Origin of the sequence: Flavobacterium fluvii (assembly GCF_900129545.1) — a bacterium.
Lineage (GTDB): Bacteria > Bacteroidota > Bacteroidia > Flavobacteriales > Flavobacteriaceae > Flavobacterium > Flavobacterium fluvii.
This window is the reverse complement of sequence record NZ_FQWB01000001.1, coordinates 751732-773362: the sequence shown is the minus strand read 5'-3', so window position 1 is coordinate 773362 and position 21631 is coordinate 751732. Positions and strand designations below refer to the sequence as shown.

The 21631-nt window shown below is 37.5% G+C and carries 21 protein-coding genes; 16 read left to right on the top strand and 5 right to left on the bottom strand.

From position 1 onward, the window contains the following. The first annotated feature begins 119 nt into the window (after positions 1–119). Both BUC16_RS03250 and BUC16_RS03245 read left to right on the top strand, forming a co-directional pair. The gene (locus BUC16_RS03250; RefSeq protein WP_073367894.1) at positions 120–635 is read left to right on the top strand and encodes a ferritin; all 516 of its coding nucleotides are present in this window, start codon (positions 120–122) and stop codon (positions 633–635) included. Positions 636–776: 141 nt separating this feature from the next. Continuing rightward, the gene (locus BUC16_RS03245; protein WP_073367893.1) at positions 777–959 is read left to right on the top strand and encodes a hypothetical protein; all 183 of its coding nucleotides are present in this window, start codon (positions 777–779) and stop codon (positions 957–959) included. 61 nt (positions 960–1020) lie between these two features. On the opposite strand, the gene BUC16_RS03240 is transcribed toward BUC16_RS03245, so the two are convergent. Continuing rightward, positions 1021–1353 carry a single-stranded DNA-binding protein gene (locus BUC16_RS03240; protein ID WP_073367891.1) on the bottom strand — a complete coding sequence of 111 codons (333 nt, stop codon included), beginning with the start codon at positions 1351–1353 and terminating at the stop codon, positions 1021–1023. Between the two features lie 187 nt (positions 1354–1540). On the opposite strand from BUC16_RS03240, the gene BUC16_RS03235 reads away from it, so the two are divergent. The 10 genes from BUC16_RS03235 to BUC16_RS03190 all read left to right on the top strand — a co-directional run bounded on the left by BUC16_RS03235 (position 1541) and on the right by BUC16_RS03190 (position 12765). Next, a complete protein-coding gene (locus BUC16_RS03235) occupies positions 1541–3073 on the top strand; it encodes a bifunctional GNAT family N-acetyltransferase/carbon-nitrogen hydrolase family protein (RefSeq protein WP_073367890.1) in 1533 nt (510 codons plus the stop codon). After that, positions 3073–3621 (top strand): YfiT family bacillithiol transferase, encoded by a 549-nt coding sequence (locus tag BUC16_RS03230; RefSeq protein WP_073367888.1) that lies wholly within the window; start codon positions 3073–3075, stop codon positions 3619–3621. Before BUC16_RS03235 ends, BUC16_RS03230 begins: the two co-directional genes overlap by 1 nt. 146 nt (positions 3622–3767) lie before the next feature. After that, on the top strand, positions 3768–4118 hold the full coding sequence (locus BUC16_RS03225; RefSeq protein ID WP_073367887.1) for a hypothetical protein: 351 nt from the start codon (positions 3768–3770) through the stop codon (positions 4116–4118). 17 nt (positions 4119–4135) lie between these two features. Further along, the gene (locus BUC16_RS03220; protein WP_244534328.1) at positions 4136–6520 is read left to right on the top strand and encodes a M28 family peptidase; all 2385 of its coding nucleotides are present in this window, start codon (positions 4136–4138) and stop codon (positions 6518–6520) included. A 92-nt stretch (positions 6521–6612) separates the two neighbouring features. Further along, complete coding sequence (locus tag BUC16_RS03215; RefSeq protein ID WP_141226064.1) at positions 6613–7161, top strand: hypothetical protein; 549 nt, start codon at positions 6613–6615, stop codon at positions 7159–7161. Between the two features lie 225 nt (positions 7162–7386). Continuing rightward, positions 7387–8007, top strand: coding sequence for a hypothetical protein (locus BUC16_RS03210; RefSeq protein ID WP_073367885.1), 621 nt, complete (start codon positions 7387–7389; stop codon positions 8005–8007). A 121-nt stretch (positions 8008–8128) separates the two neighbouring features. Continuing rightward, positions 8129–8977, top strand: a complete 849-nt coding sequence (locus BUC16_RS03205; protein WP_073367884.1) for a L,D-transpeptidase — start codon at positions 8129–8131, stop codon at positions 8975–8977. 62 nt (positions 8978–9039) lie between these two features. After that, a complete protein-coding gene (locus BUC16_RS03200) occupies positions 9040–9864 on the top strand; it encodes an SDR family oxidoreductase (RefSeq protein WP_073367883.1) in 825 nt (274 codons plus the stop codon). A gap of 1 nt (position 9865) precedes the next feature. Beyond that, entirely contained in the window at positions 9866–10789 is a 924-nt protein-coding gene (locus BUC16_RS03195) for a DMT family transporter (RefSeq protein WP_244534327.1), read from the top strand. A 74-nt stretch (positions 10790–10863) separates the two neighbouring features. Then, the gene (locus BUC16_RS03190; RefSeq protein WP_141226063.1) at positions 10864–12765 is read left to right on the top strand and encodes a S9 family peptidase; all 1902 of its coding nucleotides are present in this window, start codon (positions 10864–10866) and stop codon (positions 12763–12765) included. A gap of 58 nt (positions 12766–12823) precedes the next feature. Here the strand turns inward: BUC16_RS03190 and BUC16_RS03185 are convergent, their stop codons facing one another. Next, on the bottom strand, positions 12824–14887 hold the full coding sequence (locus BUC16_RS03185; protein WP_073367882.1) for a M13 family metallopeptidase: 2064 nt from the start codon (positions 14885–14887) through the stop codon (positions 12824–12826). A 128-nt stretch (positions 14888–15015) separates the two neighbouring features. On the opposite strand from BUC16_RS03185, the gene BUC16_RS03180 reads away from it, so the two are divergent. The 4 genes from BUC16_RS03180 to BUC16_RS17865 all read left to right on the top strand — a co-directional run bounded on the left by BUC16_RS03180 (position 15016) and on the right by BUC16_RS17865 (position 18352). Continuing rightward, positions 15016–15687, top strand: coding sequence for an SCO family protein (locus tag BUC16_RS03180; protein WP_073367880.1), 672 nt, complete (start codon positions 15016–15018; stop codon positions 15685–15687). 194 nt (positions 15688–15881) lie between these two features. Next, on the top strand, positions 15882–16121 hold the full coding sequence (locus BUC16_RS03175; protein ID WP_073367879.1) for a FeoA family protein: 240 nt from the start codon (positions 15882–15884) through the stop codon (positions 16119–16121). Then, positions 16121–18220 carry a ferrous iron transport protein B gene (feoB, locus tag BUC16_RS03170; protein WP_073367877.1) on the top strand — a complete coding sequence of 700 codons (2100 nt, stop codon included), beginning with the start codon at positions 16121–16123 and terminating at the stop codon, positions 18218–18220. Before BUC16_RS03175 ends, feoB begins: the two co-directional genes overlap by 1 nt. Before the next feature lie 6 nt (positions 18221–18226). After that, positions 18227–18352: a FeoB-associated Cys-rich membrane protein gene (locus BUC16_RS17865; RefSeq protein WP_141226062.1), complete on the top strand. Its 126-nt coding sequence runs from the start codon at positions 18227–18229 to the stop codon at positions 18350–18352. Here the strand turns inward: BUC16_RS17865 and BUC16_RS03165 are convergent. The 3 genes from BUC16_RS03165 to BUC16_RS03155 are packed head-to-tail and all read right to left on the bottom strand — an operon-like array spanning position 18349 to position 21572. Continuing rightward, positions 18349–19002, bottom strand: coding sequence for a metal-dependent transcriptional regulator (locus BUC16_RS03165; protein WP_073367875.1), 654 nt, complete (start codon positions 19000–19002; stop codon positions 18349–18351). The two genes, BUC16_RS17865 and BUC16_RS03165, sit on opposite strands and share 4 nt — an antisense overlap. Before the next feature lie 24 nt (positions 19003–19026). Beyond that, positions 19027–19686, bottom strand: coding sequence for a GDSL-type esterase/lipase family protein (locus BUC16_RS03160; RefSeq protein WP_073367874.1), 660 nt, complete (start codon positions 19684–19686; stop codon positions 19027–19029). A gap of 14 nt (positions 19687–19700) precedes the next feature. Then, complete coding sequence (locus BUC16_RS03155; RefSeq protein WP_073367872.1) at positions 19701–21572, bottom strand: Nramp family divalent metal transporter; 1872 nt, start codon at positions 21570–21572, stop codon at positions 19701–19703. Positions 21573–21631 lie beyond the last annotated feature (59 nt).

Genomic DNA, 21631 nt, shown 5'->3' with positions numbered 1-21631 from the left:
TCTTTTAGGGCTTTTTTATTTCAATGTCGTCTTGAAAAGTTCACGACAAGAAAAAACTTTTCCTAAAGCCTGAATCGGTTCTAAATATTTTTTTTTAACTTTACTAAAAACTTACAATTATGCTGTCAAAAAATATAGAAATCGCTTTAAACAAACAAATACGTATTGAGGCAGAGTCTTCCCAAATTTATTTGTCAATGGCGTGTTGGTCTGAAGTTAGTGGCTTGGAAGGAATTGCCAAGTTTATGTATGCGCAATCAGATGAAGAACGTATGCACATGCTCAAGCTAATAAAATACGTGAACGAGCGCGGTGGCCATGCACAAATCACCGATTTGAAAGCACCAAAAACCACTTACGAAACATTCAAAGGAATGTTTGAAGAACTATACAAGCATGAAATTTTTGTTTCAAACTCAATCAATGAATTGGTTCACATCACTTTCGAAGAAAAGGATTATGCCACCCACAACTTTCTTCAATGGTATGTTGCCGAACAAATTGAAGAAGAAGCCACTGCCAAAACCATTTTGGACAAAATCAATTTGATTGGCGATGACAAAGGTGGTTTGTACTTGTTTGACAGAGACATTCAACAAATTGCAGTAGCTGCAAGTGCTGCCAGTCCAAAATAATTGTTATCCTAACAGCAATAAGTAAGTGCCTTAAAGAAACTAAAATTCTTTAAGGCACTTTTTTTTATCAAAAAAAGTTAAAGTTTATTTAGAATAGATAAAAATAATATATCTTTGTATTGGTTTTTAATTCTTTACAAAGTGAGCAAGAAAGAAAAGGAAAAAGAAAAAGATAAAAAAAAGAAGAAAAAGAAAAAAGACATTCTTGACAAAATCAAGAAAGTTGAAAACTGCAAGTCTAGCTGTTGCGAAAAATATAAAAAAAGCGAGAAGAAACGCTGCGAGCGTTGTCCTATGTACGATTTATTTAAAATAGTTTACTAATTCGAAATACGAATGCCCTCCGATTGAGAGGGCATTTTCATATAAATTCAAATTGTAAAGACTATTTACCCAAAAGCAAGACTTCATTCACGAGCACTTCCGTGATATATCTTTTTTCCCCGTTTTTATCATCGTAACTTCTGTGGGTTAATTTTCCTTCGATACCGATTTGGAGCCCTTTGGTTACATATTTTTCGATGATGTCGGCCGTTTTTCCCCAAGCGGCAAGTCTGTGCCATTCAGTTTGTTCCACTTTGTCCCCGTTTTCTTTGTAATAAACTTCGTTGGTGGCCAATGTGATGTTGGCTACTTTTTTCCCTCCATCAAGATTTTTGATTTCTGGTTCTTGTCCTACGTGACCGATTAACTGTACTGTGTTTTTCATTGCATTCATGGCGTGTAAATTTAAATTGTTGGTGTATAATTATTTTTTGCTGAATTGTTCGTCCAAATCAACAGGGCAAAGATGCGACAGCTTTCAAAAATTATTCGGTTGATAACTGCTTACTTTCGGTTGTAACTATTTGTAACCGTTTGTAAATGGAAATTTATTCGTTATATTTGTTGAATATCAAAAACTTATGCAAACCAAGATAAAGAAAGTAGAATTACGAAATCTGCAAATTGAAGACTACAAAGAGCTGAAAAAATCAATGAAAAAGGCCTATCCCGAAATTGAGGATTCCTATTGGAGAGAGTCAGATATCGAAAAATTACTGGGACTATTTCCTGATGGGCAATTAGTAATATTGGCCGATGGAAAAGTGGTTGGTGCCGCCTTATCCTTAATTCTTGACGAAGTTTTAGTTGACAAGAATCCCAATTATGCCAAAATAACGGGAAACTATACTTTCTCGACACACAATCCAGCAGGCGAAATTCTATACGGAATCGATGTCTTTATCAACCCTGATTATAGAGGATTGCGGCTTGGAAGAAGATTGTATGATGCCCGGAAAGAATTGTGCGAAAAACTAAATTTAAAAGCCATCGTTTTTGCCGGAAGAATTCCAAATTACAGCAAACACGCCAATGAACTAAGCCCAAAAAAATATATCGACAAAGTAAAGCGAAAAGAATTGCACGATCCTGTGCTTTCTTTTCAGTTGAGCAATGATTTTCACGTGATGAGAATCATGAAAAACTATCTTGAAGGAGATGCCGATTCCAAAGAATTTGCCGTTTTATTGGAATGGAACAATATTTATTATGACGAAAGTCCACAATTAATCAACACCCAAAAAAGTGTAATCAGGCTCGGATTAATCCAATGGCAAATGCGTCCGTTGGCAAATTTGGATGCTTTGTTCGAACAAGCCGAATTTTTTATTGATGCCGTTTCTGGTTACAAAAGTGACTTTGCCGTTTTCCCCGAGTTGTTCATTGCCCCATTGATGGCGGATTACAATCATTTATCGGAACCGGACGCCATCAGGGAATTGGCGAAATATGCCGACCCAATTCGCAAAAAATTTCAAGAATTCGCCATTTCATACAATATCAACATCATTTCGGGAAGCATGCCTTATTTGGAGAATGGCACTTTGTACAATGTTGGTTTTCTCTGCAAAAGAGACGGAACTTCTGAAATGTATTATAAAATTCACATTACCCCGAACGAAGTCCTGCATTGGGGAATGAAAGGCGGTTCGCAAATTAAAACTTTCGATACCGATTGTGGGAAAATTGGCATTATGATTTGCTATGACATTGAATTCCCGGAACTCTCCAGACTACTGGCCGACGAGGAAATGAACATTTTATTTGTGCCGTTTTTGACCGATACCCAAAGCGGTTACACCAGGGTAAGACACTGCTCGCAAGCCCGCGCCATCGAAAATGAATGCTATGTGGCCATTGCCGGATGCGTTGGAAATCTTCCAAAAGTAAACAATATGGACATCCAATATGCGCAAACTGCCGTGTTCACGCCATCTGATTTTGCCTTTCCAAGTACCGGAATAAAAGCCGAAACGACGCCCAATACCGAAATGACCTTGATTGTGGATGTCGATTTGGATTTATTGAAAGAACTGCACGAGCACGGAAGTGCCCGAATCCTGAAAGACCGTAGAACCGATTTATATGAAATCAAAAGAGTGAATAAAGCCTAATGAAAAATAATCTCGACATAGAAAAACTAAAATTTCCGATTGGAAAATTTCACAGACCAGATCCCATAACCGAAAATGATTTGGAAACTTGGATTGCAACCATTGAAAATTTCCCATCCAAAATAAAAAAACTGACCGAAACCCTTTCTGCCGAAGAATTGAATTGGATTTACCGTCCAAAAGGTTGGTGTATCAAACAAGTCGTGCATCATTGCGCCGACAGCCACATCAATAGTTTTGTACGATTCAAGCTGGCTTTGACCGAAGAAGTCCCAACCATAAAACCATACGAAGAAGGACTGTGGGCTGAACTCGCCGACAGCAATTCGAACGATATTTTGCCATCCCTTCAAATCATAGAAGGAGTTCACGCTCGTTGGGTTTTGCTTTTGAAAAGCTTAGGTTCAACAGAATTAAAACGGCAATTTTTTCATCCAGAAAACCTCAAAATATCAACTTTAGAAGAAACAATTGGAGTTTATGCCTGGCATTGCAACCATCATTTGGCACATATAGAACAGGCCTTGTTGCACAAAGGTCAATTTTAAAAAATGAATCTATTAAGTTCTATAAAAAAAGTCAAAAATTTTGAACCATTAAGAGATTTAAGAAAATTAAGCTCGAAATTCTCTTAATAGCCCTTAACCTCAAAATGGTTTGAAAAAAAACAACAATTTCAGAAAAACGAAAAACTATGGACAAAACCTGCCTGGAATGTGGAGACAAAATTGTGGGTCGCGAAGACAAAAAGTTTTGCAGCGATGGTTGTCGTAATGCCTACAACAACAAAATAAACAAAGACAGCACCAATTTTATGCGCAACGTCAACAACAAATTGCGCAAAAATTATCGCATTCTTTCGGCATTGAATGTCGATGGAAAAGGAAAAACCACCAAATCCAAACTGATGAGCAAGGGATTCGATTTTGAATTTTTTACCAATATTTTGGAAACTAAAACAGGAAACACCTATTTTTTCGTTTATGATCAAGGATACCGTGTTTTAGAAGACGACTATTACATGCTTGTCAAAAAAGAAATTTAGATCCCAAATCTACTATCATGAAAAAAAGTTATTCCTCCATTTCATCCGTGTTGTTCCTCCTGGGAATGCTTGGATTTATTTTCTTCACGATGATGCCGCAATGGACATCCGATGACGATGCTCCCCTTTCGGAATTTTCGACCAAAAGAGCTTTGGAACAAGTCAAAAATATTTCGCAAAAACCCCATTTTGTGGGTTCCCAAAATCACGATGTTGTCGCCAATTATTTGGTGAAAGAATTGCAAAATATGGGTTTGCAAACTTCCATTCAAGAAGGATATTCCTTTTCGGATTGGGGAACATTGACCAAATGCAAAAACATTCTGGCTCGAATAAAAGGCAGCAACAACGGTAAAGCTTTGCTCCTGCTTTCGCATTATGACAGCGCGCCACATTCCTATTCAAAAGGCGCAAGCGATGCAGGTTCAGGCGTGGCAACTATTCTCGAAAGTGTTCGTGCTTTCGTTTACAACAAAAAACAACCCAAAACCGATATCATTATCCTGTTTTCGGATGCAGAAGAATTGGGATTGAATGGTGCCGCACTTTTTGTAACCCAACACAATTGGGCAAAAGAAGTCGGTTTGGTATTGAATTTTGAAGCTAGGGGAAGCTCCGGTCCAAGTTATATGTTGATGGAAACCAATGCTGGAAATGCAGGATTGGTCAAAGAATTTGCTGCTGCAAACGCGCAATATCCCGTTTCCAATTCATTGATGTACAGCGTTTACAAAATGTTGCCCAACGACACCGATTTGACAGTTTTCAGGGAACAAGGCAATATTCAAGGCTACAATTTTGCTTTCATCGACGGTCATTACAACTACCACACGGAACAAGACGACCTCAATCATTTGGATAAAAACACCTTGGCACACCAAGGAAAATACTTGATGCCGTTGTTGGATTATTTTTCGAATGCTGATTTGAACTCGACACAAGCCACCGAAGATGATGTCTATTTTTCGATTCCATTTACCTTCATCAGTTATCCGTTTAGTTGGGTTTTGCCAATGGTAATTCTTGCCTTTGTACTCTTGCTGTTTTTACTGTTTTTGGGATTTGCCAAACGAATTTTATCCTTTCCAGAAATCGGAAAAGGATTTATTCCGTTTTTGGGTTCGTTGATTACTGCGGGATTAATCACGTTTTTAGGCTGGAAATTATTGCTGCTACTCTATCCCCAATACAACGATTTGCTCAACGGATTCACCTATAACGGACACGATTACATTGCGGCTTTCACGCTGTTGACTTTGTCGATTTGTTTTGCTTTTTACCAACGTTTCTCTGCCAAAAAAGTGACCCTAAACCATTATGTGGCGCCATTGTTCCTTTGGATTCTCATCAATGGATTGCTGGCTTTCTTCCTGAAAGGTGCCGGATTTTTGATTATTCCCGCTTTTGCAGGATTGCTGATGTTGGCTTCTTTTGTGCTTACCCAAAGATCAAAATGGATTTTGAACCTCTTTTTGAGCATTCCGGCATTACTGCTCATAGCACCATTCATCCAAATGTTCCCGATAGGTTTGGGACTGAAAATATTGTTTGGAAGTGCCATTCTCACAGTGTTCACATTTGGTTTATTGCTGCCTGTTTTTGGGTCGTTTGTGCGAAAAGGAATGTCATCCGTGATTTTGTTGGTGCTTGCGATTTGCTTTTTTGCCAAAGCCCATTATTATTCGGGTTATGAATTGGGCAAAGCCAAATCAAACAGTTTGGTTTATATTTTGGATGCCGACAAAAACAAGGCAACTTGGGCGACTTACGACACCAATCTGGACGAATGGACAAAAAACTATTTAGGCCAAAACCCTAGAGATGCCAAAGCATTAAGTTCCATTTCGTTGCCGAGCAAATACAAAACAGGATTTACTTTTACCGCCGATGCACCAATAAAAGCACTTTCGAGACCCATAGTGGAATTCCTGAAAGACAGCGTTGTTGGCGCCAATCGCTATTTGAAAATCAGAATCACGCCAACCCGAAAAGTCAATCGCTATGATGTTTTTGCCCATGAAGCTTTGGTTATCCAAAATTTCAAGGCCAATGGTTTGTCTTTATTGGGGCAAAAAGGTTCCAAATACGAGCGAAAAGGCAAGAAATTGTTGAGCTATTATGTGGTGGATCAACTTCCGCTGGAAATAGAATTCAGCGTCGCCGCTTCGAGTGTCTTGGATTTGGATTTAATGGAAAGTTCCTTCGATTTGATGAACAATCCCCTGTTTTCAATGACAAAAAGAGCCGATTGGATGATGCCAACGCCTTTTGTTTTGAATGATGCCGTTATTATTAAACAGAAAATAAAAACATCGGCAGTTAGACAAATTCCTTTGAATCCTGAAAATACTATTCAAAAAGACAGCTTAGGGATTGTTAAAGACAGTTTGAGAAAGCCATAATAATATAATTTCAGCAAGAACTTAATAGTTTTAGATGAATAAAATGTGTTATTACACTTATGCAACATTATAAAAAACCAAACTATATTAAAATGGAAAACATAAACCTCATTTTGACGAGTACTTTAGTTGCTGGTATTGTTTCAACTTTTGTTTCTTATATTATTTCTATACGTCTTAAAAAGTTAGATTTTAAAAATGAGTACTATAAAGAAATCCTAAAAAAGAGATTAACTGCATATGAATATATTGAAGCGCAATTGGGTGTTTTAAAAACAGTAGTTTTAGATGAGACTGATGGTAAGCCATATCACTTAATGTTTTCCTACGGTGATAAAGAGTTTTTTGATTACCAAAAAAATTTATTAATGGCTATAAGTTTAAGTTTGTGGATTGATGATGACACAACAAATTCATTAGAAAAGCTGAATGAATTGTTCTATAATTTAAATATAAAAACCCATAAAAAATCTAAAACTGAAATTATTGAAGTCGGAAAAAAATATTATCAAAAAATTTCTGACTTACGATTTCATTTAGAAAATTCAACAAAAAAAGGATTATATAATTTACATAACGTTGATAAAGCTTTTAAAACCAAGAATAAAAACACAAAAAGAGAAATACGAGAATTAAAATAATGATCCCGATCGATTAGAAACATACAAAATATCCTCGTAACGGAAGGCGCAGTTTTGCACACGAGCAATAGCGAATTGACGAAGTAAACTGTGCCCACTTACGAGAGCAGACAAAACCAATCATCATAAAAAAGACTAAACTTCTCACAACAAACTTCTAATACCATACTTCTTTTTTAAATATCTAAAAATCCGTAACTTAGTACACCACTAAACTTTACGATTATGAGAGTTTTATTTTTTTTAATCCTACTCTTGACAGTACAATCCTGTGCCACAAAAAAGGACAGCAACAAACGATTGCTGCCTGAAGGAATAAAATCTGGAACCGAAGAAACATTTGTAGTCGTGAATAATCAGAAAAAGCTTTTGCACAAAAAGGAAATGATATTCACTGGAAATGGCCGCATCAAATACTCCAAAACGGTTGATTCCCTTGGCAATCTTTTGCAAGAAACCAAAAAGAAATTATGGTTTGTGGTGGAATTGTACCCAGACAAAGAACCCTATTACTGCAAAACACGTTGGAAACCCAAACAACGTGAACGCATCAGCTGCTACACCAAGAAACAATACAAACAAAACGAAGCCATTTATCATTATAATACCGATGGAACCATTGATAAAATAGTAGATAATTTCACGACTTTCCACACACAGTATTTTTATTACACCAACAAAGAACTCTCTAAAATTGTCATCAGGGACAAAAACAGCAACCTTGTCGACGAGGTTTTAATACACTGTGCTACCAAAGATGAAAAGGGTGCTTGCTTGAAAGAGATTAGAATTTCGACTCAAACTAACCGTAAAGAAGAGATACTTTTCTCTCCGAATTATGATTAATTCACAGTGCTTTTTAGCAATACTTGGAAGATTCCGCCACCGTAAAAGACATAATAATTACCCATAATTATATAACAGATTGCCGCCGCATTTTAATCATTTTTACATAAAATAAAACGTCATGAAAAAATCGATTATACTATTCGGAATTATTGCCCTTATATTCTTGTCCTGTAAAAAAGGGGAAGAAACAACTGCTGAAAAAACAACTGCCCGAAAAATGCCTGTTCGAATAGAACCCAAAAACGTTTCCTATACGTTGGTAAACACGAAAGAATGGCTGAAAACAAGGGATAGTTCCACAAATCTGGAAATTGCCCTTGCCATAAACAGAACCGACAAAGCGTTTTTTGCCAAAATGGATTCTGTCATAGTTCCAACAGATTTAACTGGTGATATAGCCTATTATTTACCCTTTCCACTTCAAGTGTCTTATTTGGACAAGGTCGATAAAATTCTTTTCTTTTCTTATCCTACCCAAACTTTTGCGGCGTATGAAAATGGAATTTTGATTTACACTGGTCCAACCAACATGGGTAGAAAAAATGATCAAACGCCCACGGGATTGTTTTTCACCAATTGGAAAGCCGAAGAAACAACGAGCACTTTTGATGATGAATGGAAATTGCTTTGGAATTTCAACATCGAAAACAAAAAAGGAGTTGGGTTTCATCAATATGATTTGCCGGGTTATCCAGCATCGCATTCCTGCCTGAGGTTACAAGAAAAAGACGCCAAATATCTATACGAATGGGCGGACCAATGGGTTCTTGCCGATGAAGAAAACGTAAAATTCAAGGGAACTCCCGTAGTTGTCTTTGGAAGTTATAATTTTGATGCACCCAAACCTTGGTTGCAACTCGTTCAAAACCCAAAAGCCCTAACTATTTCAGAAAGTGAAATTGAAAAAGTTACCACGCCTTTTTTAAGCACTATTTTAAAGGAACAGGAAAAAAAGAAGAAATCTTAACCCCAATCGATTTCCAAATAGAGTGTTTTTAAACTACTTTTGAACACTCTATTTTTCTCATAATGACACAAATTAGTATTCTCGGTTGCGGTTGGTTGGGCTTGCCTTTGGCGAAAGCCTTGCTGGCAAATGGATTTTCGGTAAAAGGTTCGACGACTTCAAATGAGAAGATTTCTGTTTTGGAAAACTCGGGAATCAAGCCTTTTCTGATTGCCCTTTCAGAAGACAAAACAAAAGGAAAACTTGACGATTTTCTAGAAAATTCGAAAATTTTGATAATTGATGTTCCGCCAAAACTTCGTGGTCCCGAAAAAGAAAACTTTGTTTCCAAGATTAAAAACCTGATTCCGTTCATAGAAAAATCATCGGTTGAAAATGTGCTTTTCATCAGTTCGACTGCTGTTTATGGCGACACTTCGTCTGCGCTCAGTGTGACAGAGGAAACTAAAACCTGTCCGGAAACGGAAAGCGGCAGACAATTATTGGAAGCAGAGCAACTTTTGCAAAGCAATCCGAATTTTAAAACCACCATTTTACGTTTTGGAGGATTGATTGGCGAAGACCGACATCCGATAAAATTCTTGGCTGGAAAAACCAATCTTGACAATCCAAATGCACCCATAAACCTGATTCACCAAGAGGATTGCATTGGAATAATTCTGGAGATTCTTCGACAAGCCCAGAATGACAAATTGCTTTGGAATGAAATCTTCAATGCCGTGACTCCTTTTCATCCCAGCCGAAAGGAATATTACACCCAAAAAGCTGTCGATTTAAACTTGTCTTTACCATATTTTAATCCAGAAATTACTACATTTGGAAAGACAATTTCGAGTTCTAAAATTGAAACTGTTTTGGGATACACATTTACGAAACCAAATTTATAATGTGAAAGCTAGAATAAAAAATGCCGTTTCAACCCAAATAAATGCTGTGGGATTGCCTATTTTGGCTTTGTGCTGGGTGTGCTTTTTTTGGGGCACCACCTGGATTGCTTCAAAAGAGGGCGTACGGCATATGCCGGCTTTACAACTTGTGGGAATTAGACAATTTATCGCCGGTTTTCTTTATGTTGCCTTCTTTTTGTATAAAAAAGCACCTTGGCCAAAAGGAAAACAATGGAAAACAATATTGATCCTGACTGTCCTTAATTTTGTGTTTAGTAATGCGCTGAGCACTTGGGGAGTGAAATATATCAGCAGTGGTTTGGGTGCCATCATTGGAGCCATTTTTCCTTTGTGGATTGTTTTTATCACCCTTTTCAGGGGAGAAAGAATCGCTCGCTTGTCGATACTGGGACTTGTAGTAAGTTTTGCCGGGGTTTGCGTTATTTTCTACGATTATCTTGGTGATTTCTTGAAACCTGATTTTAGATTTGGAATTTTCCTGTCTCTACTGTCCACCTTAACTTGGGCTTTTGGAAGTTTATATACCAAGAAAAAAGCGGCCAGCTTCAACCCCTATTTTAGTTTAGGATTACAAATGTTGATTTCAAGCATCGTCCTTTTGGCCATTACTGGAGCAACGGGAACTGGAATCAGCATCACTTCCATTCCCGCAAATTCGTGGTGGGCGATTGCTTATTTAACAATCATTGGCTCCATATTGACTTTTATTGCGTTTATTTATGCTTTGCAAAAACTTCCGCCGGAATTGAACAGTATTTATGCATACGTCAACCCTATCGTTGCTGTTTTGTTGGGTGCCCTGATTTTTGGGGAACCGCTCACAGTAGCAATTGCAATAGGAGGTGCAGTCACATTGTTCGGCTTGTATTTGGTTAATTATTCGATTCGGAAAGCTCGTGTTTAATTCTATTATAAACCAATTAATTTATACATTATGAAAATGAAAAAAATTATTTTGATTCCTGCACTCCTGTCCCTATGCGTAGTTTGTGCTCAAGAAAAGAAGATATCGTGATTCCAAATGAAAATTTGATAACCGAGAATATTGCCGAAATCCCCAAAGAACTAGCTAATCAGGTAAAAAAATATTCCGAAGCCCGTGGTGCATCTTTGGCCGAAATTCATCCAACAAAAAACGAAATTATTATCAGTACTCGTTTTGGATCTACTGCCCAGTTGCATCGTGTTTCGCAACCAGTGGGAGCAAGAAAGCAAATAACATTTTTTGACGAACCAGTCAGTGGTGCTTCCTACGAACCTTTGAAGGGCGAATATCTTGTATATTCCAAGGACATTGGCGGCAATGAATTTGGACAATTATACAAACTTGATTTAAAAACGCTGCAATCCACTCTTTTGACTGATGGTGGTCGTTCACAAAATGGAGGTCCAACTTGGCGTAAAGACGGAAAAGGTTTCTATTATTCCTCGACCAAGAGAAATGGAGGAGACCGCGATATTTATTATATGGATCCCAATAATCCAAAATCCGATAAACTAATCCTGCAAGTAAAAGGTGGGGGATGGGGAATATCTGATATTTCAACGGATGGTCAAAAACTTTTAATTAGCGAATATGTTTCGGCTAATGAATCTCATATTTGGATATTAGAAACCGCCTCTGGAAAATTATCCGAAGTTACGGATAGAAAATCAACTGGAATCATTCAATCGGGTGCATCCTTTTCGGATAAAAATGATGAAATTTGGTTGGTTACGGACAAAGACAATGAGTTTGAACGTCTTGCCACATTAAATTTAAATACAAAAAAAGTTGCTTATCACACATCCAAAATCCCTTGGAATGTTGAAAACTACAATTTATCCGAAGATAAAAAAACGATTGTTTTTATCACCAATGAAGCCGGTTTGAACAAAATGTATTTGATGAATACCAATAACAAATCGTATTCGGCAGTAAAAAATATTCCCATAGGATTGATTGGAGGCGCAAATTTCACAAAAGACAAAAAGGCTGTATTCTTCACCCAATCTACCGCACAATCAGCATCGGATGTTTATAAACTAAACCTTGCAACAGGAGATATTCAACGCTGGACAGAAAGCGAATTGGGCGAAATGCAACAATCGGATATGTCTGTGCCAAAATTTATCGAATGGAAAAGCTTCGACAATCTTAAAATATCTGGCTTTTATTATCCTGCTGCCGCAAAATTCACCGGAAAAAGACCTGTTATAATCAATATTCACGGTGGGCCAGAAGCGCAATCTATGGCTTCCTTTCTGGGTTCCAATAATTATTATACCAATGAAATGGGAGTTGCCATAATTTTTCCAAATGTTCGTGGTTCCTCTGGTTTTGGAAAAACATTTATTGCTAAAGACAATGGTTTTTTAAGAGAAGATTCGGTTAAGGACATTGGCGCATTATTGGACTGGATTGCCCAACAACCTGAATTAGACAAAGACAGAATTATGATAATGGGCGGAAGTTATGGTGGTTATATGACCTTGGCAACAGCCTTTCATTATGCGGATAGAATCAAATGTTCCGTGGATGTTGTTGGAATTTCCAACTTTAATACCTTTTTGAAAAACACTGAAGAATATAGAAGAGATTTAAGAAGAGTAGAATATGGTGATGAGAGAATCCCTGAAATGGCAGCTTTTTTTGAAAAAATGGCTCCATTAAACAATATTGATAAAATCAAAAAACCAATGTTTATCATTCAAGGCACGAATGATCCTAGAGTTCCCGTAACCGAAGCCATTCAAATGCGCGACAAACTAAAAGCGAATGGAAATGTGGTTTGGTATCTTGAAGCCAAAGATGAAGGTCATGGATTTAAAAAGAAATCCAATGTGGATTTTCAACGATTGGCGGTGATTCGATATATGCAGGAATATTTGATAAAATAATTCAAAAAAAAAATCCCAAGCTCACACTTGGGAATTTTTTTATACTAAACATTCTCTATTACCAAATTTTCACTCGTTTTTCTGGAGCAACATACATCCCGTCTCCCGGCTTAATGTTGAAGGCTTCATAAAAGGTGTCTATGTTCAGCAAAGGAACATAAGCACGGTACATTCCCGGTGAATGCGGATCGGTTTTTACCAAATTTTTAATGGCTTCATCACGCATTTTGGTTCTCCAAACCGTGCCCCAAGAAATAAAGAAACGCTGTTCCGGTGTATAACCATCGATTAATCCAGGATTTCCATTCTCTTTCAAATAGAGTTGCAAACCATCATAAGCGGCATTTATTCCTCCTAAATCCCCAATGTTTTCTCCCAAAGTAAATTTTCCATCAACGAAAGTTCCCGGCAAAGGTTGCAAAGCGCTATATTGATCCGCAAGTGCGCCCGTCAAAGCCGCAAATTGTTTCTGGTCATCTGCCGTCCACCAATCTTTTAAGTTACCATCAGCATCATATCGTGCTCCGGAATCATCAAATCCGTGTGAGATTTCGTGACCAATTACGGCTCCAATTCCGCCATAATTTACCGCTTCATCAGCTTGATAATTATAAAAAGGAGGTTGCAAAATCGCCGCTGGAAACACGATTTCATTGTACGAAGGATTGTAATAGGCGTTGACTGTTTGTGGCGACATTCCCCATTCCGTTTTATCAACAGGTTTATAAAGTTTATCGATGTCTTCTTTTACTCTCCAACGAGAAAGATTCAATGAATTCTCAAAATAAGTTCCTCCTTCTTCTGGACTTTTAATAGCCAAGGCTGAATAATCCTTCCATTTGTCGGGATAACCAACTTTTATCTGAGATTTGTGCAATTTAGCAATGGCACTTACCCTCGTTTCAGCCGACATCCAAGGCAAATTATTGATGCGGTTTTCGAATGCAATAAAAATATTATTGATCATCTTCTCCGCTTTAGCTTTAGCTTCGACTGGAAATTTTTTCTCAACATATAATTTTCCAAGTGCCTCTCCAACTGATCCATTGATTACTTGCAACGCTCTTTCGTCACGCGGTCTTGGCTTGATGGCTCCTGTCAAGGTTTTATCATAAAATTCCCAGTTCGCCATTTCGAGACTTGTTGATAGTTTTGATGCTGATCTATTTAACAAAGTCCAACGCATATAGGTTTTCCAGTCTTCAACCTTGTTCTCTTTAAGAATAGTTTCCAGTGCAGCCATATATTTGGGCTGACTCACAATCAATGAATCTGTTTTTGCCAACCCAATTTTTGTCAAATATCCTTTCCAATCTATGGAAGGCGTCAATTTTTGCAAGTCGGAAACAGTCATTGGATTGTATGATTTTCTTCGGTCGCGTCTTTCCACTCTATCAAATCTTGGCTTAGACATGGCGGTTTCCAATGCCAAAATCCTGTTGGCATCAGCTTTTGCATTTAATGGTTTTTCGCCTAAAAACTGCAACATTCTAGCCACATGCAAAACATACTTGTCTCTTTTCTCCTTGGAATCCTTTTCGTCGGAAACATAATAATCACGATCTGGCAAACCCAAACTTCCTGGTCCAACATAAACCACGTTTTTGTTACTATTCTTGGCATCTGCACCAATTCCAAAACCAAAAAATCCGATGCCGCCGATGGGATCCATTTCAATCAACAATGTCTGCAAATCCTTGACATTTTTCACTGCGTTAATCTTTGCCAAATACGGTTTCAACGGGGACAAACCAAGTTTGTTTCTGCCAACGGTATCCAAAATGGTTTTGTATAGATTTAAGGCTTTGCCTTGGTCTGTATTGGATTTATATTTTGGGTTTTTTGCGGCTTCTGCCAAAATTTCCAAAGCATCCTTGTCTGTTTTCAGACGCAATTCATTAAAACTTCCCCATGTTGTTTTATCTGCGGGAATTTCAGTTTTATCAAGCCAGCTTCCGTTTACAAATCTAAAAAAGTTGTCATTTGGCTTTATCTTTTTATCCATGTTAGAAACATTGATGCCTGGTTCTTTCTTCACGTAAACATCTTGAGCTTGAATAGTTGCAAATCCAATGATTGCAGGAACAACAAAAATCAGCTGTTTTTTTAAATGTATTTTCATCTATTAAAATGGGTTGGTTATTGCCACAAAACTATTGATAAAATTCAACAATTGTATCTACATTTGTTAAAAAAATATTTGTTAGTCCAATACAAGCGACCTTTCTGTATTTTTGCCAAAATTTGTTCATGAAATCCTTTTTCTATAAATATCGGAAATTCTTTGGGGTCTTGTTGGTCTTTTCCATCATCGTGATTTCCTTGTTTTATACCGCATTGAAACCCAAAAAAACGCTTCCTATCTACAATCCATCGGACGTAAATCCTGAATTGGTGGACACGACCGTACAATATATTGCCAACAAACATTTTATTGCCGATTTTTCATTTACCAATCAAAACGGCAAAACCATTACCCAAAAAGAGTATGAAGGCAAAATTTATGTGGCCGATTTTTTCTTTACGACCTGTAAATCAATCTGCCCGAAGATGACCACAAACTTAGTCGATGTGCAAAAGGCATTTCTTCACAATCCAAAAGTAAAATTGCTTTCCTTCACGGTTATGCCCGACGTAGACAGCGTTTCGGTTTTGAAAGATTATGCCAAAATAAACGGCGTAATCGACAGCAAATGGAACTTGGTTACGGGCGACAAAAAAGCGATTTATACTATGGCAAGAAAATCCTTTTTGGCCGTAAAACAAGGGAAACCGGAAGAACAATACGATATGGTTCACACCGAGAATTTTGTTTTGGTGGACTCCCAAAAACGGGTTCGAGGCTTTTATGACGGCACCAAAAAAGAAGAAATTCAACGACTGATTGAAGACATCAATTGGCTTGTGGAAGACGAAAAATAAAAGCTGACACTAATTAAAATCTACTAATTGCCTATTTATTTGGCTATCCATTTTAAGCTTCATAAGAAAACCTGTCGCAAAAAAAAGGTTTTTAAATATTCCAAATTATTTTTTAAAAAGCAAATCTGATAATTGTCATTTGATATTCTTTTTTTTACTGTACTTTTGTAATCTAAATTCAATCTAAATAAGAATTGCGAACTACGATAGCCAACCTAAAAAAAGGAGAGAAAGCCATCATCAAGGATTTTGATGTCGATGTTATTCCGTTAAAACTGCTTGAAATGGGCTGTTTACCTGGATATATAGTCGAATTACTTCAAATCGCACCCTTTGGTGATCCTTTGTTTTTGGACATCAACGGTTCGCATCTTGCCATTCGTTTAGAAACTGCCCGTGACATTGAAGTTGAACTTATTAAAAGCAACTTATAATGACCAAGCAAAATATCAATGTCGCTTTAATTGGAAATCCTAACGTGGGGAAAACTTCGGTTTTTAACCAGCTTACCGGTTTGAACCAACAAGTGGGGAATTATCCCGGAATTACCGTTGAGAAAAAAATGGGTTTCTGCAAATTGCCACAAAACATTAAAGCCAATATTCTAGATTTACCCGGAACCTATAGTTTGAATGCCAGTTCGATGGACGAAAGCGTGGTTATTGAACTTTTGCTGAACAAAAACGACAAATTGTTTCCAGATGTAGCCATCGTGGTTACCGACGTGGAGAATTTGAAACGAAATTTACTCCTTTATACCCAAATAAAAGACCTTGAAATCCCGACGATTTTAGTCATCAACATGGCCGATCGAATGGCAAGCAAAGGCATTACGCTTGATATTCCTTACCTTGAAGAACAACTCAAAACTAAAATTGCTTTGGTCAGTTCCAGAAAAGGATCGGGAATCGAAGAATTGAAAGATTTAATTGTTTCCTATAAAACCATTCCGCACGAGCCGTGTTTGAATGCTTCAGTAATTGATTCTGTCTATTTTGAAAACTTGCAAAAAGCTTTTCCCAACCAGCTGTTGTACAAATTATGGTTGGTGATCACGCAAGACGTCAACTTTTTGAACTTGGAACGAAATGAAATCCGAAGCACGTTTACCAAACCGCATTCGGAACTCAAACGTTTACAGCAAAAAGAAACCATAAAGCGTTATCAATTTATCAATGATGTTTTAAAAGAAGGTTTAAAAGTGGATGCCTCGATGGCAAAAGATTTTAGAACCAGATTAGACAATATTCTAACCCACAAAATTTGGGGCTATTTCATTTTCTTAGCCATTTTATTTATCATTTTCCAATCAATATTTAGCTGGTCAACCATTCCCATGGATTTTATTGACAGCAGCTTTGCTTCTTTGAGCAGTTGGGCTGCCCAAGAATTACCAAGCGGAATTTTAACCGATTTGCTTTCGCAGGGAATCATTCCGGGGATTGGCGGAATCTTGATTTTCATTCCACAAATCGCCTTTTTATTTCTGTTTATTTCCATTCTGGAAGAAAGCGGTTATATGAGTCGTGTCGTCTTTTTGATGGATAAAATTATGCGCCGATTTGGACTTTCCGGCAAAAGTGTGGTGCCCTTAATTTCAGGAACGGCTTGTGCGATTCCGGCGATTATGGCTACCCGAAACATCGAAAACTGGAAAGAACGTTTGATTACAATATTGGTAACGCCTTTCACCACCTGTTCGGCGAGATTACCTGTTTATGCCATCATCATTGGACTTATAATTCCACAACACTATATTTTCGGCTTTCTAAATTTACAAGGATTAACCTTAATGTTGCTCTATTTAATAGGATTTGGAACGGCGATTTTTTCCGCTTATATTTTGAATAAAATATTGAAATTAGATTCCAAAACCTATTTTGTGGTCGAAATGCCAAGCTATAAATTACCTCTTTTCAAAAACGTTGGCATCAATGTGGTCGAGAAAACAAAAGCATTCGTTGTTGGTGCCGGGAAAATCATTTTGGCGATATCCGTTATTTTATGGTTTTTGGCTTCTTACGGATCTGGAAAAGATTTTAATGACGCAGAAACTATCGTAAAAGAAAGAACGATTGAAAAGCCATTGAACAAAGTCGAATTTGAAAACGCCGTAGCTTCCCAAAAACTGGAGAATTCCTATATCGGAATTATGGGTAAAGCCATCGAACCTGCCATTTCGCCTTTAGGATACGATTGGAAAATAGGCATTGCTATTATCAGTTCCTTTGCTGCCAGAGAAGTTTTTGTGGGTACGTTGGCCACCATTTACAGCGTTGGAAACAGCGATAACGAAGCCACGATAAAAAGTAAAATGCAGGAAGAAGTCAATCCGGTAACGGGTCAAAAAATATTCAATTTTGCTTCCGGAATATCCTTGTTGCTTTTTTACGCTTTTGCGATGCAATGTGCCAGTACATTGGCGATTACCAAAAAAGAAACCAACTCTTGGAAATGGCCAGCCATGCAACTCGTGCTGATGAGCGGATTGGCTTATTTTGTAGCCTTGATTGCCTTTCAAATTTTAAAATAAAATAGTATGGTTCAGGAAATTATAGCTTTTACCATTCTTGGAATCGCAGTTGGATTTTTGATTAAAAAATACTTTTTCAAAAAGAAAAAATCAAGTAAAAATTGTGGCGGTCCTGATTGTGGATGCAATTAAACCACTTTCACGAAAAGATTGCTTGCTATCTTATTCGAAATGGTTAATTCCCTTCCATTTAATTTAATTTTCAGGGACAAATCGAAACTTTCTTTTCCCATAATTTCAATTTTTGATCCAAGGGAAATTTCCTGTTTGTCCAAATATTTCAAGAATTCCGGCGAGGTATCTTTCACTCCCACGCAAATTCCGTTTTGGTTTTCGGACAGTTCGGAAAGCAAGTGTTTCTCGGTATTGATAATTTGTCCATTGGCATCCGGAATTGGGTCTCCGTGGGGATCTTCGGTAGGATTTCCCAGAAAATCATCCAGTTTGTTAATGAGTTTTTCGGATTTTATGTGTTCCAATTGTTCGGCAATATCGTGAACCTCATCCCATGAAAAATCCAATTTGTCCACCAAGAAAACTTCCCATAAACGGTGTTTTCTCACAATCATTTTGGCGTTCAATTTTCCTTTTTCCGTCAAGGAAACGCCTTGGTATTTTTTGTAGTTGACCAAATCTTTCTCGGCCAATTTCTTGAGCATGTCCGTTACAGAAGATGCTTTGGTTTCCATCATTTCAGCAATGGCATTCGTGCTCACTCCCGATTCTGAAATGGTGGTGAGGTGATAGATGGTTTTTAGATAATTCTCTTCGGAAAAAGTCATTCAGGTAAATATTTTAAACTAAAATTATTTTAATAACACGGGTTCCAGAATTTTTTGCCAAATGGAATACCCTTGGGCATTCATGTGCAAACGGTCTTCCAGGAAAATTGTTGGTATCGGTTGATTGTTGCTGTCGAGCATCTTTTCCCAAACAGAAACAAAAACCGTGTTTTTTTGCTTTTTAATAAAGTCTCTTATCAATTCATTACCGTTTATCATCCTTTCCTTCATTTTCCATCTACTGGGACTGGGCTTCATGGAGAGATAAACAATGGATGTTTTTGGATAAACTTTTCGAATGTCACCATATAAAATTTTGAATCTTTCGAACACCGTTTTTCCACTGATAGTATCTGAGGAAGCAATGTCATTTTCTCCGCAATAAATTACAATTTGTTTGGGCTTGTAAGGAAAAATTATTTCTTTTTCATAATGGATGACATCCAATAAAGTAGATCCGCCAAAAGCTCTATTGATAATGGTGTAACCCGGAAAACAAGACGAAACATCTTTCCATTTGGTAAAAGAAGAACTACCTATAAAAAGGATGGCATTACTGGGCGGAAACGCAATGGAATCCTGTTTTTTAAATGCCAAAACATCGGCTTTAAATTTCTGGGATTGTACCGTATTGAGAATGAAAAAAGCTAGCAAAGAAAACAACAGTGTTTTTTTAAACCTCATAATTTATTCAGGATTTACTTTTTTACAATAAGCAAAGGTATTGTTATTTTGTGTCTCAATCGGTCAACGGTGGTGCCAAAAAGCAAATCTTTCATCCCCGTATGACCGTGGGTTCCCATGATTAGAATATCAAAATCTCCCTTGTTGACCAAATTCGGAATGACTTTGTTGGGCTCGCCAAAACCAAGCACCGTTTTGACGTGAAATCCTTTTTCTCGGAACATCAATTTGTATTCCTTTAATAATTTTTCGTCAATCGTGGTTTCGTGATCGTCAATTTGCTTGCCATACATCATCGCTCCAACGGATTCCACAACGTGTATCAAGGTGTATTTTGCCTCTTTGCCACCCATTTTGAAAGCATAATTAATCGCATTTTCATCGGCAAACGAAAAATCAACGGTTATCGCAATGTTCTTGTTGTCTTGAACAGCCGTTTCCGTAAATTTTAAATTCATGTCATGAGGCGAATGGTTTTCGATGTTCAATCTTGGCTTGGAAAAGAACGGTTTTATGACGATGTAAAGCAACAAAAATAAAAACCCAAAGGTCAAAGGAACAACCGTTAACCATAGAACAATTGGATTATCCGAAGTTTCCAACCATCCTTGAATTTCGGAATAAACCAATTTGGCATTCAATGAAACTATAATAACGGCAATTAACCAAGCCGCAACTTGGGTCGCTTTGCCAATGTGAAAACCCTTCATTTTAGATTTATCGCTCACAAAATGAATCAGCGGAATGATGGCAAATCCCAATTGCAAACTCAAAATCACTTGGCTTAAAATCAATAATTTTCCGGTTACACTTTCGCCATAAATTAAAATGACAATGACGGCTGGAACAATCGCAATCAATCGCGTGATGATTCTTCGCACCCAAGGCTGGATTCTTAAATTCAAATAGCCCTCCATAACAATTTGCCCGGCCAATGTTCCCGTTACGGTAGAACTTTGCCCTGCGGCAATCAAGGCCACGGCAAATAAAATAGGTGCCCATTTGGTTCCCAACAAAGGTTGTAGAAATCGGTACGCATCCTGTATTTCGGCCACTTCGTGCATTCCGTGTTTGTAAAACGTGGCTGCTGCCAATATCAGAATAGCGGCATTTACAAAAAATGCAAGATTCAGGGCGATAGCCGAATCGATGAAATTGTATTTCAAGGCTTGTTTGATTCCTGCCTCATTGCGACTGTATTTTCGGGTTTGCACCAAGGAAGAATGCAGGTACAAATTGTGCGGCATTACCGTGGCACCAATTATTCCGATTGCGATATAAAGTGCCGTTTCACTAGGTATCGAAGGAATTAAACCATACATCACTTTTCCCATTTCGGGTTGGGCAAATATCATTTCGAAGATAAAGGACATACCAATAATCATTACCAAGGCAATAATAAAAGCTTCCATTTTGCGAATACCCTTGTTGATGAGGAAAAGCAATAAAAAAGTATCCAAAACAGTAATCATTACGGCTTCTACCAAAGGAATGTCGAACAATAGATTAATACCGATAGCCATTCCCAAAACTTCGGCCAAATCACAGGCTGCAATGGCAATTTCGGCAAGAAAATAAAGAATGTAATTGATAAATGGAGAATAGGTTTCTCGGGAAGCTTGTGCCAAATCACGTTGGGTAACGATTCCCAATCTTGCACTCAAACTTTGCAAAAGCAAGGCCATCATATTACTCATCAACAATACCCACAACAAGGTATAACCGAACTGGCTTCCTCCCGCAATATCAGTCGCCCAATTTCCCGGATCCATATAACCCACACTGACCAAATAAGCGGGGCCAAAAAAAGCCAGTATTTTTCTGAAAACTGTTTTTTTATTTTGTGTGGAAACCGATTGGTTTACTTCTTCTAAAGATTTGCCCATAACTGAATTTGAATTACCAAGGCAAATATATGTAAAAAACTTTTGTTTGAGTAATAATT